The 10,432-nt window shown below is 72.7% G+C and carries 9 protein-coding genes; 8 read left to right on the plus strand and 1 reads right to left on the minus strand.

The annotated features are described in order from the left end of the window. The first annotated feature begins 99 nt into the window (after positions 1-99). From ACFU53_RS42940 to ACFU53_RS42975, 8 genes are all read left to right on the plus strand, one after another. Positions 100-1,221, plus strand: coding sequence for a nitronate monooxygenase (locus tag ACFU53_RS42940; protein WP_384005221.1), 1,122 nt, complete (start codon positions 100-102; stop codon positions 1,219-1,221). Continuing rightward, entirely contained in the window at positions 1,218-1,958 is a 741-nt protein-coding gene (locus tag ACFU53_RS42945) for a 16S rRNA (uracil(1498)-N(3))-methyltransferase (RefSeq protein ID WP_384005222.1), read from the plus strand. Before ACFU53_RS42940 ends, ACFU53_RS42945 begins: the two co-directional genes overlap by 4 nt. Before the next feature lie 46 nt (positions 1,959-2,004). Continuing rightward, positions 2,005-2,397: a VOC family protein gene (locus ACFU53_RS42950; RefSeq protein WP_384005223.1), complete on the plus strand. Its 393-nt coding sequence runs from the start codon at positions 2,005-2,007 to the stop codon at positions 2,395-2,397. Between the two features lie 94 nt (positions 2,398-2,491). After that, positions 2,492-3,121: a hypothetical protein gene (locus ACFU53_RS42955; protein WP_384005224.1), complete on the plus strand. Its 630-nt coding sequence runs from the start codon at positions 2,492-2,494 to the stop codon at positions 3,119-3,121. Between the two features lie 66 nt (positions 3,122-3,187). Continuing rightward, positions 3,188-6,433: a S41 family peptidase gene (locus ACFU53_RS42960; RefSeq protein ID WP_384005225.1), complete on the plus strand. Its 3,246-nt coding sequence runs from the start codon at positions 3,188-3,190 to the stop codon at positions 6,431-6,433. 201 nt (positions 6,434-6,634) lie between these two features. Beyond that, positions 6,635-6,988, plus strand: coding sequence for a histidine triad nucleotide-binding protein (locus tag ACFU53_RS42965; RefSeq protein WP_384005226.1), 354 nt, complete (start codon positions 6,635-6,637; stop codon positions 6,986-6,988). 6 nt (positions 6,989-6,994) lie between these two features. Then, complete coding sequence (locus tag ACFU53_RS42970; RefSeq protein ID WP_384005227.1) at positions 6,995-7,903, plus strand: ribonuclease Z; 909 nt, start codon at positions 6,995-6,997, stop codon at positions 7,901-7,903. A 20-nt stretch (positions 7,904-7,923) separates the two neighbouring features. Further along, complete coding sequence (locus ACFU53_RS42975; protein ID WP_384005228.1) at positions 7,924-8,916, plus strand: adenosine deaminase; 993 nt, start codon at positions 7,924-7,926, stop codon at positions 8,914-8,916. A 44-nt stretch (positions 8,917-8,960) separates the two neighbouring features. Here ACFU53_RS42975 and ACFU53_RS42980 read toward each other — a convergent pair whose 3' ends face one another. Beyond that, positions 8,961-10,184: an MFS transporter gene (locus ACFU53_RS42980; protein WP_384005229.1), complete on the minus strand. Its 1,224-nt coding sequence runs from the start codon at positions 10,182-10,184 to the stop codon at positions 8,961-8,963. Between the last annotated feature and the right edge of the window lie 248 nt (positions 10,185-10,432).

The raw sequence follows: 10,432 nt of genomic DNA on the forward strand, positions 1-10,432 counted from the left end.
CCGTGCCCAGGAACACCACCAGGGCCCCCACGCGCCCGCAGCCGAACGACCGGCCGTACCCGATTCGGCGATGTCCGAAGGACGTGGCAACATGCCGTCATGTCCTCCGCACTGACCGATCTCGTCCCGCTTCCGATCGTGCAGGCCCCGATGGCGGGCGGTGTGTCCGTGCCGCGGTTGGCCGCTGCCGTGTCCGAGGCGGGTGGGCTGGGGTTTCTCGCCGCCGGGTACAAGACCGCCGACGGGATGTATCAGGAGATCAAGGCGCTCAGGGCGCTGACGTCGCGCCCCTTCGGCGTGAACCTGTTCATGCCACAGCCGGAGTACGCCGAGCCCGCCGCCGTCGAGGTGTACGCGGAGCAGCTGGCCGGTGAGGCCACCTGGTACGACGCCGAGCTGGGCGACCCCGACAGCGGACGCGACGACGGCTACGAGGCCAAGCTCGCGGTGCTGCTCGACAACCCCGTGCCGGTGGTGTCGTTCCACTTCGGCTGCCCGACGCCCGAGGTCATCGAGGCCCTCGCACGCAAGGGCACGCTCACCCTGGTCACCGCGACCTCGGCGGAGGAGGCGCAGGCCGTGGAGCGGTCCGGGGCCCACGCCGTGATCGTGCAGGGTGTCGAGGCGGGCGGCCACCAGGGCACCCACCGGGACGACCCGGAGCGGGACTGCGCCGGCATCGGCCTGCTCTCCCTGGTCGCACAGGTCCGCGAGGCGGTGGCGTTGCCGATGGTCGCGGCCGGCGGCATCATGCGCGGCGGCCAGATCGCCGCCCTCCTCACGGCGGGCGTGAGCGCGGCCCAGCTCGGCACCGCGTTCCTCGCCACCACCGAGTCCGGCGCGCACGCCGTGCACAAGCAGGCGCTGACCGACCCCCTCTTCGTCCGTACGGAACTGACCCGCGCCTTCTCCGGGCGCCCGGCCCGCGGCCTGGTCAACCGGTTCCTGCGCGAGCACGGCCCCTACGCGCCCGTCGCCTACCCCGAGGTCCACCACCTCACCTCGCCGCTGCGCAAGGCCGCCGCCAAGGCCGGGGACGCGCAGGGCATGGCGCTGTGGGCCGGGCAGGGGCACCGGATGGCCCGGCAGCTGCCGGCCGGGAAACTGGTCGAGGTGCTGGCCGCCGAGATCGCCGCCGCACAGGCCGCGCAGGCCTCCGCGCGGGTCGGCAGCCAGGGCGGCGGCCAGGCCGGGAGTCAGGCCGGGAGCGAGGTCCGATGACCGCGCCCGTGTTCGTGGTGGACCGATTCGACGGCTGGGGATCGGAGATCGTGCTCGACGGCCCCGAAGGACGGCACGCCGTATCGGTGAAACGGCTGCGTCCCGGTGAGGACGTCGTCCTCACCGACGGGCGGGGCCAGTGGGTGGAGGGCGTCGTGAAGGCCGCCGAGGGCAAGGACCGGCTGGTCGTCATGGACGTGGGGTGCCTTGTCGAGGAGCCCCCGGCGCAGCCCCGTATCACCGTCGTCCAGGCGCTGCCCAAGGGCGACCGGGGCGAAGTGGCCGTCGAGACCATGACCGAGGTCGGGGTCGACGCGATCGTGCCCTGGGCCGCCTCCCGCTGCATCACCCAGTGGAAGGGCGACCGGGGGCTGAAGGCCCTAGCCAAGTGGCGGGCCACCGCGCGGGAGGCGGGCAAGCAGTCCCGCCGGGTGCGGTTCCCCGAGGTCGCTGGGGCGGCCACCAGCAAGCAGGTCGCGGCGCTGCTCGCGAAGGCCGACTTCGCCGCCGTACTGCACGAGAGCGGCGACGAGACACTGGCCACGGCCGAGCTGCCGGCGGCCGGGGAGATCGTGCTCGTCGTGGGGCCCGAGGGGGGCGTGTCGCCGGAGGAGCTGGCGCTCTTCGGCGAGGCGGGCGCGGGGACGTATCGACTCGGGCCCAGTGTGCTGCGCACGTCGACCGCCGGGACGGCGGCCGGGGCGCTGCTGCTGGGCCGAACCGGACGCTGGTCCTGACCGCCCCCGGTCCCGGTCGGCCTCCCCAAACCCCCCTGGGAGCATCGTGGAACTCGCCCAAGTAAGGCTGCTCATCTCCGACTTCGCCGTGTGCTACCGCTTCTACGCCGATGTGCTCGGGCTGAAACCGCAGTCCGGGGCGGCCGAGGGGCCGTACGAGAAGTTCAGTCCGGCGGTCGGGTCCGCGGGCATCGCCCTGCAGGACCGGGCGATGATGGCCCAGGTGCTCGGGGAGCTGGCCGACACGGCGAACGGGCACCGGTCGCTGGTCGTCCTGCGGGTCGACGACCTCGACGCGTACTGCGAGCGGATCACCGCGCGCGGCGCGCGGCTCCTGCACGGGCCCGCACGTATGACCGACCGTATGCGTGTGGCGTATCTCAAGGACCCCGAGGGGAACTTGGTGGAGCTGCAGGAATGGCTGCTGCTGCGCGGCTGACGCCGTTCCCGCGCGTCCGTCTCTTTCGCTCTTCCCGGCAGCATGGCCGCATGTGGTCTTCCGTGGCGCGACGGGCGGTGGCAGGCTGCCGTGCATGGGGGCATGGCGGCGTATCAGGGCGTACCGGACAGGCGGGCGTCGGCTCCTGCTGGGAGTCGGGCTCGGCATCGGCGCGGTCGCGGGCCTGGTGGCCTGCGAGGGCGGCGGGCTCAACACCGGTGCGATCGCGTTCACGACGGACCAGATGGGCACCAAGGAGCTGGAGCGGCAGGGCCTCGACGTCCAGTGGCTCAACTGCACGGCGTCGTACGACAGCGACGGCGATGGCGACAAGCAGGGTGACGACAAGCAGGGTGACGACAAGCAGGGTGACGACAAGCAAGGTGATGACAAGAAGTCCAAGTCGCCTTCCTCGTCCGCCAACACCGTCGCGAACGTCGACTGCACGGGTGAGGACAAGGAAGGCCGGGACATCTCCCTCACCGGGAAGGTGACGAAAGAGGTCAACGGCAAGTGCGTACGGGGCGATCTGACCGCGAAGGTCGACGGCAAGGAATGGTTCCACGTCGACGTGCTCGGCAACTGCAACGCCCCCGACCCGACCCCGAGCGCCGGGTTGCCGGACCCCGACCAGCCGGACCGGCCCGGACCGACCGCGACGGTCACCGTCACCCAGACCATCTGGTGCCAGAAGGACCCGCAGTGCTGGCCCGAGGGCAAGTGAGGCCCGGCACGAGGGACATGATCCAAACCCCTCCCAATCAGGCCGAACGCTGCTTACAGTGACCGGGTGACTCAGCTCGCGTATTTCCGGTATCCGCACCTGCACGGCGACCTGGTCGCCTTCACCGCCGAGGACGACGTGTGGGTCGCGCCTCTGGACGGCGGCCGTGCCTGGCGGGTCAGCGCGGACAACGTGCCCGTGAACCATCCCCGGATCTCCCCGGACGGCACCACCGTCGCGTGGACCTCCACGCGGGACGGCGCGCCCGAGGTACATGTCGCGCCCATCGACGGCGGGTCGGCCAAGCGCCTGACGTACTGGGGGAGTTGGCGCACCCAGGTGCGCGGCTGGACGCCCGACGGCCAGGTCCTCGCGCTCAGCACCTACGGGCAGGCCAGCCTCCGGCGGAGCTGGGCGCGCGCCGTGCCGCTCGACGGCGGCCCGGCCACCACCCTTCCGTACGGGCCGGTCGGCGATGTCGCCCACGGCCCCGCCACCGTGCTGCTGTCCGCGCCGATGGGCCGCGAGGCCGCCTGGTGGAAGCGGTACCGGGGCGGCACGGCGGGCAAGCTGTGGATCGACCGCGCGGGCGAGGGCGGCGAGGACGGCGATGCCTCCGGGTCGGCCGGGGAATTCGTACGCCTGCACGCCGAGTTGGACGGGAACCTCGAATACCCGCTGTGGGTCGGGGACCGGATCGCGTTCCTGTCCGACCACGAGGGCGTCGGGGCCCTGTACTCCTCCCTGGCCGACGGTTCGGACCTGCGGCGGCACACACCGGTCGACGGCTTCTACGCCCGGCACGCGGCCACCGACGGCACCCGGGTCGTGTACACGTCCGCCGGTGAACTGTGGCTGCTGGACGACCTGGACGGGGCCGAGCCGCGCAGGCTCGACATCCGGCTGGGCGGGCAGCGTGTCGACCTCCAGCCCTTCGCGGCGAACGCCTCCCGCTGGTTCGGCTCCGCCTCGCCCGACCACACGGCCCGGGGCAGCGCGATCTCCGTGCGCGGATCAGTCCACTGGATCACCCACCGCTCCGGCCCCGCCCGGGCGCTCGCCGCCGAGCAGGGCGTACGGGCCCGGCTGCCGCGCACCTTCCGGGTGGAGGGCGAGGAGTGGGTGGTGTGGGTGACGGACGCGGAGGGCGACGACGGGCTGGAGTTCGCCCCGGCGACCGGCGTCGGACCGGGCGCCACCCCGCGCCGGCTCGCCGCCGGGCAGCTGGGCCGCGTCCTCGGGCTCGCCGTGGCCCCCGACGGCAGCCGGGTCGCCGTCGCCACGCACGACGGCCGCGTCCTGCTCGTCGAACGGGAGACGGGGGAAGTGCGGGAGGTGGACCGGAGCGAGGACGGGGAGGTGTCGGGGCTCGTCTTCTCGCCCGACTCGGCCTGGCTCGCCTGGTCGCACCCCGGCCCGCGCCCGCTGCGTCAGCTCAAGCTCGCCAACACGGCCGACCTGTCCGTGACCGAGGCGACCCCGCTCCGCTTCCAGGACTTCTCGCCGACGTTCACCCTCGACGGCAAGCACCTCGCCTTCCTCTCCGCCCGCGCCTTCGACCCGGTCTACGACGAACACGTCTTCGACCTCCACTTCGTCAGCGGCGCCCGCCCGCACCTCATCACGCTCGCCGCGACCACGCCGTCGCCCTTCGGGCCGCAGCGCCACGGCCGCCCGTTCGAGGCGCCCGACAAGGACGAGACCCCGGACAGCGAGGGCGCACCCGCGACCCGGATCGACCTCGAAGGGCTCGCCGACCGGATCGTCCCCTTCCCGGTCGAGGCCGCCCGCTACTCCACGCTCCGCGCCGCCAAGGACGGCGTGCTGTGGCTGCGCCACCCCGTCACCGGCGTCCTCGGCCACTCCCGGGCCACGCCCGACGACCCGGACCCGAAGACCTCCCTGGAGCGCTACGACCTCGCCCAGCGGCGCCTCGAATACCTCGCCTCCGACGCCGACCACTTCTCCGTCAGCGGCGACGGCAAGCGGGTTCTGCTGTGGACCGACGGCAAGCTCAAGGTCGTCCCCAGCGACCGGCGCGCCTCGAACGACGACGAGAGCGACACCAACATCACGGTCGACCTCTCACGCGTACGGCGGACCGTCGACCCGGCCGCCGAGTGGCGCCAGATGTTCGACGAGACCGGCCGCCTGATGCGGGACAACTTCTGGCGCCCGGATCTCGGCGGGGTGGACTGGGACGGCGTCCTGGACCGGTACCGCCCGGTACTGGACCGGTTGGCCACGCACGACGACCTCGTGGACCTGCTGTGGGAAGTGCAGGGCGAGTTGGGTACCTCGCACGCGTACGTCACCCCGCGCGGCCGGGGCGGTTCCGGCGACCGGCGACAGGGGCTGCTCGGGGCGGACATCTCCCGGCACGAGGACGGCCCGCAGGGGTCCGTGCTGTGGCGGATCGACCGGGTGCTGCCGTCCGAGACCTCCGACCCGGACGCGCACTCGCCGCTCGCCGCGCCGGGGGTGGCCGTGCGGGCCGGGGACGCGATCGTCGCCGTGGGCGGGCAGCCGGTCGATCCGGTGGCCGGGCCCGGGCCGCTGCTCGTCGGCGCGGCCGGCAAGGCGGTAGAGCTGACCGTTCTGCCGTCCGGGGGCGGGGATCTCCGGCATCCCGTGGTGGTGCCCATCTCCGACGAGGAGCCGCTGCGGTACCACGCGTGGGTGGCGGACCGGCGGGCCTACGTCCATGAGAAGTCCGGCGGCCGGCTCGGGTATCTGCACGTGCCCGACATGGTCGGCTCCGGCTGGGCCCAGCTCCACCGCGACCTGCGGATCGAGGTCGCCCGGGAGGGGCTCGTCGTGGATGTCCGGGAGAACCGGGGCGGCCACACGTCCCAGCTCGTAGTGGAGAAGCTGGCGCGGCGGATCGTCGGGTGGGACCTGCCGCGTGGGATGCGGCCGACCAGCTATCCCGACGACGCGCCCCGGGGGCCCGTCGTCGCCGTGGCGAACGAGTTCTCCGGGTCCGACGGGGACATCGTCAACGCGGCGATCAAGGCGTTGGGCATCGGGCCGGTGGTCGGTACGCGGACGTGGGGCGGCGTCGTCGGGATCGACAGTCGGTATCGGCTGGTGGACGGGACGTTGGTGACTCAGCCGAAGTACGCCTTCTGGTTGGAGGGGTACGGGTGGGGGGTCGAGAACCACGGGGTCGATCCGGATGTGGAGGTTGTGCAGGCGCCGCAGGATCATGCGGCGGGCCGTGACCCTCAGCTGGACGAGGCGATCCGGATCGCGCTGGCCGGACTTGAGGAGACTCCGGCGAAGGCGGCACCTTCGCTGCCGGAGGCGTAGTTTCTTCGCCCCCGCCGCCCCTGCCCGTCCCATCCTCGGGGCTCCGCCCCGGACCCCGTTCGCGCAGTTCCCCGCGCCCCTGAGGACGGGGGTCGAAGGGGCGCAGCCCCTGGGGACGGGAACGGATAAGGGCGGCGGGGGCGGAAACGCATCGCTACGATGCCTCCGTAGGCGATCACACGGGTGGCTGGGAGGCAATGGATGGCTGGGGAGCCGCAGGACGACTGTCTGTTCTGCAAGATCGTGGCGGGGCACGTACCGGCGACGATCGTGAGGGAGACGGACACGACGGTCGCGTTCAGGGACATCAACCCGCAGGCACCGACGCACGTCCTGGTCATTCCGAAGGCGCACTACGCGGACGCCGCGACACTCGCCGTCGCCGCCCCGGAACTCGCCGCGGACCTCCTCCGCGAGACGCAGGCCGTCGCGGACGAGGACAAGCTGGAGAGCTACCGGATCGTCTTCAACACCGGTGTCGGCGCCGGCCAGACCGTGTTCCACGCGCACGCCCACGTCGTCGGCGGCCGTGGCCTGCAGTGGCCCCCCGGGTGACGTGCCGTGTCCGTACGTGAATTGGTGGTCCTCGGCACCGCCAGCCAGGTCCCGACCCGGCACCGCAACCACAACGGCTATCTGCTGCGCTGGGACGCGGACGGGTTGCTCTTCGACCCCGGTGAGGGCACCCAGCGGCAGATGCTGCGCGCCGGGGTCGCCGCGCACGACCTGAACCGCATATGCGTCACCCACTTCCACGGGGACCACTCGCTGGGGCTGGCCGGTGTCATCCAGCGGATCAACCTCGACCGGGTGCCCCACGACATCACTGCCCACTACCCGCGCTCCGGGCAGCGGTTCTTCGACCGCCTGCGGTACGCCACCGCGTACCGGGAGACGGTCCGGTTGGTCGAGGCGCCGGTCGACGGGGAGGGCGGGGCGCTGGCCGCCACGCCGTCCTACACGCTCGACGCACGGAAGCTCTCGCACCCCGTCGAGTCGTACGGGTACCGGCTCGTCGAGCCCGACGGGCGCCGGATGCTGCCCGAGCGGCTCGCCGAGCGCGGGATCAAGGGGCCGGACATCGGGCGGATGCAGAGAGAAGGGGCGATCGGGGACGTCTCCCTCGACGACGTGAGCGAGCTGCGGCGCGGACAGCGGTTCGCGTTCGTCATGGACACCCGGTTGTGTGACGGGGTCTACGCCCTCGCCGACGCGGCCGACATGCTCGTCATCGAGTCCACCTTTCTCGACGAGGACATCGAACTCGCCGTTGATCACGGACATCTGACGGCCGGTCAGGCAGCCTCGGTCGCCCGTGACTGCGGCGTACGGCATCTCGTGCTCACCCACTTCAGCCAGCGGTACTCCGAGCCCGCGGAGTTCGAACGGCAGGCGCGGGCCGCCGGGTTCGAGGGGGAACTGACCGTGGCGCACGATCTGATGAGGGTGGCGCTTCCGAAACGGCGGTAGAGCAGCCGTACGATGCTTTGATGTCCCTCCCCAAAGCTGAGCTGCACCTGCACATCGAAGGCACCCTGGAGCCGGAGTTGGCGTTCGCGCTGGCCGCCCGGAACGGGGTCGCGTTGCCGTACGCGGACACGGACGCGCTCCGTAAGGCGTACGAGTTCGAGGATCTGCAGTCCTTTCTGAACCTGTACTACGAGCTGATGGCCGTCCTGCGCACCGAGCAGGACTTCGCGGACCTCGCCGACGCCTATCTCGCCCGCGCCGCCGCCCAGGGCGTACGGCACGCGGAGATCTTCTTCGACCCGCAGGCCCATATCGCGCGGGGCGTCGGGATCGGGACGGTCGTCGAGGGGCTGTGGCGGGCCCTGGGGAGGAGCGAGGAGACGCATGGGATCTCCACTCAGCTGATCATGTGCTTTCTGCGGGACGAGTCCGCCGCGTCGGCCCTCGACACCCTGGAGGCCGCGAAGCCGTATCTCGACCGGATCGTCGGGATCGGGCTGGACTCCGCCGAGGTCGGGCATCCGCCGGTCAAGTTCCGTGAGGTGTACGAGGCGGCCGCGGCGCTCGGGCTGCGGCGGGTCGCGCACGCGGGGGAGGAGGGGCCGCCGGAGTACATCACCGAGGCCCTCGACGTCCTCGGTGTCGAGCGCGTCGACCACGGGCTGCGGTGTGTGGAGGACCCGGCCCTCGTCGAGCGGCTGGTGCGGGAGCGGATCCCGCTGACGCTGTGCCCGTTGTCGAACGTCCGGCTGCGGACCGTCGACACCCTCGCCGACCACCCCCTGCCCGCCATGCTCGACGCGGGCCTGCTCTGCACGGTCAACTCCGACGACCCGGCCTACTTCGGCGGGTACGCCGGTGACAACTTCGACGCCGTACGGCAGACGCTGGGCCTGAGCGAGGACCGGCTGCGCGAACTGGCCCGCAACTCCTTCACCGCGTCCTTTCTGGAGCACGACGAGGAGCGGCGGGCCCGGTATCTCGCCGAGGTGGACGCGTACGAGTTCGGATGAACGACCGGGGGACGGGCCGCCGGTGGTGACGGGGTGACGGGGGCTCAGGCCGCCGGGCGGTACTCGGGCTGCTCGGCGGCCGTCCGGGACTGCGCCTGGGCCCGGTCCCGTTCCCGCTCCTGGTAGCGGGCGTGTTCCGTCGTGAGGGTGGTCGTGCGCAGGGCCACCCAGGTCATGGGGGCCGTGATGAGGAGAAGGCCCACGGCCAGGATCGCGCCCATCGCCGGGTAGCCGACGTGGGCGGAGAGCAGGCTGCCGACGAGGGGGCCGGCCGCCGTGCCGAGCGAGGACGCGGAGCCGATGAGGACCGCCCAGCGGCCACGCGGGTCGAGGGACGCGGCGAGGCCGATGAGGTACGACAGGACGACCGGGTAGAGCGCGTTCCAGGCGATCTCGCCCGTCGCGAAGGTCGGCAGGTCGGTCGCGGTGGCGCTGAGCGCGATACAGCCGGCGATGAGCGCGGTGCCGGCGCCGATGGGGAGCGCGCGGCCGAAGCGCGCGCCCAGCGCACTCGCCCCGATCACCCCGAGCAGGCCCGCGCCGAGCGCCGTCGCGAAGACCGCGCCGACGGTGACCTCGGTGAGCCCGGCCTGGGTGGTGCCGATCCGGCCGCTGACACCCCAGAGGGAGTTCTGCGCCAGGGACCACAGGAGGAGCGTGACGGCGAGGGTCAGGCCGTGGCGGAGGTGGGGCAGCGGGCCCCGTTCGCGGGCGACCTGGGCGGTGGCCACCGGGGCGGCGAGCCGGGTGGTCGCCGGGAGGGTGAGCAGGGCGGTGAGGGCGAGGGCGGCGAGCGGGAGGCCGTGACCGGGGCCCAGTTGGGGGATCGTCAGATACAGCGCGCCGGCCAGCGCCGAGACGCTCAGCAGACCCTGCGTCGACACCCGGTGCGGGTCGCGCTGCGCGGCGATCCCGGTCGCGGCCACGGCGGTCGCCGTACCGGAGCCGAACCCGCCGAGGACCGCGCCCGCGACCACCGCGGGGAGGGCGGTGGTGAGCGCGGCGGTGCCGTAGCCGGCGGCGGCGAGCAGCAGGCCCGCGCGGGCGAGGCGACGGGGGCCGAGGCGTTCCACGTGGGCGGCGAGGGTGAAGCCCGCCGTGGCCGAGCCCAGCAGCAGGGCACTGCCGACGGCGCCGGCCTCGGTGGTGGTGAGGGGGAGAGCCGCGTCGAGTCTGCCCACGGTGGTGGGCAGGAGGTACGCGGCGAGATACCCGGCCGTGAAAAGGGCCACAAGGGGCCAGGGCGGGGTGGTGGTACGGGAGGACACGGGCGTTCCTGGGCGTGCGAAGGTGCGGCTCGATGAGGGGGGTTGGGCGGCTGGCTGTCGACGGACAGGGACGCGCGGAGAATTTGTATCACGGCGCGTTTGGGGTGGCGTTTGCTGGGTAGAGGTAGCGCCCTCGAGGTGCTGTTCGGTCGTTCGGCTGCGGGTGAGTGGGGCTTCTCGCGCAGTTCCCCGCGCCCCTGAAAAGCAGGGGCTGCGCCCCGTGCCTTTCGGTCCGCAGGGGCCGTGTC

Origin of the sequence: Streptomyces sp. NPDC057474 (genome assembly GCF_042802555.1) — a bacterium.
GTDB lineage: Bacteria > Actinomycetota > Actinomycetes > Streptomycetales > Streptomycetaceae > Streptomyces.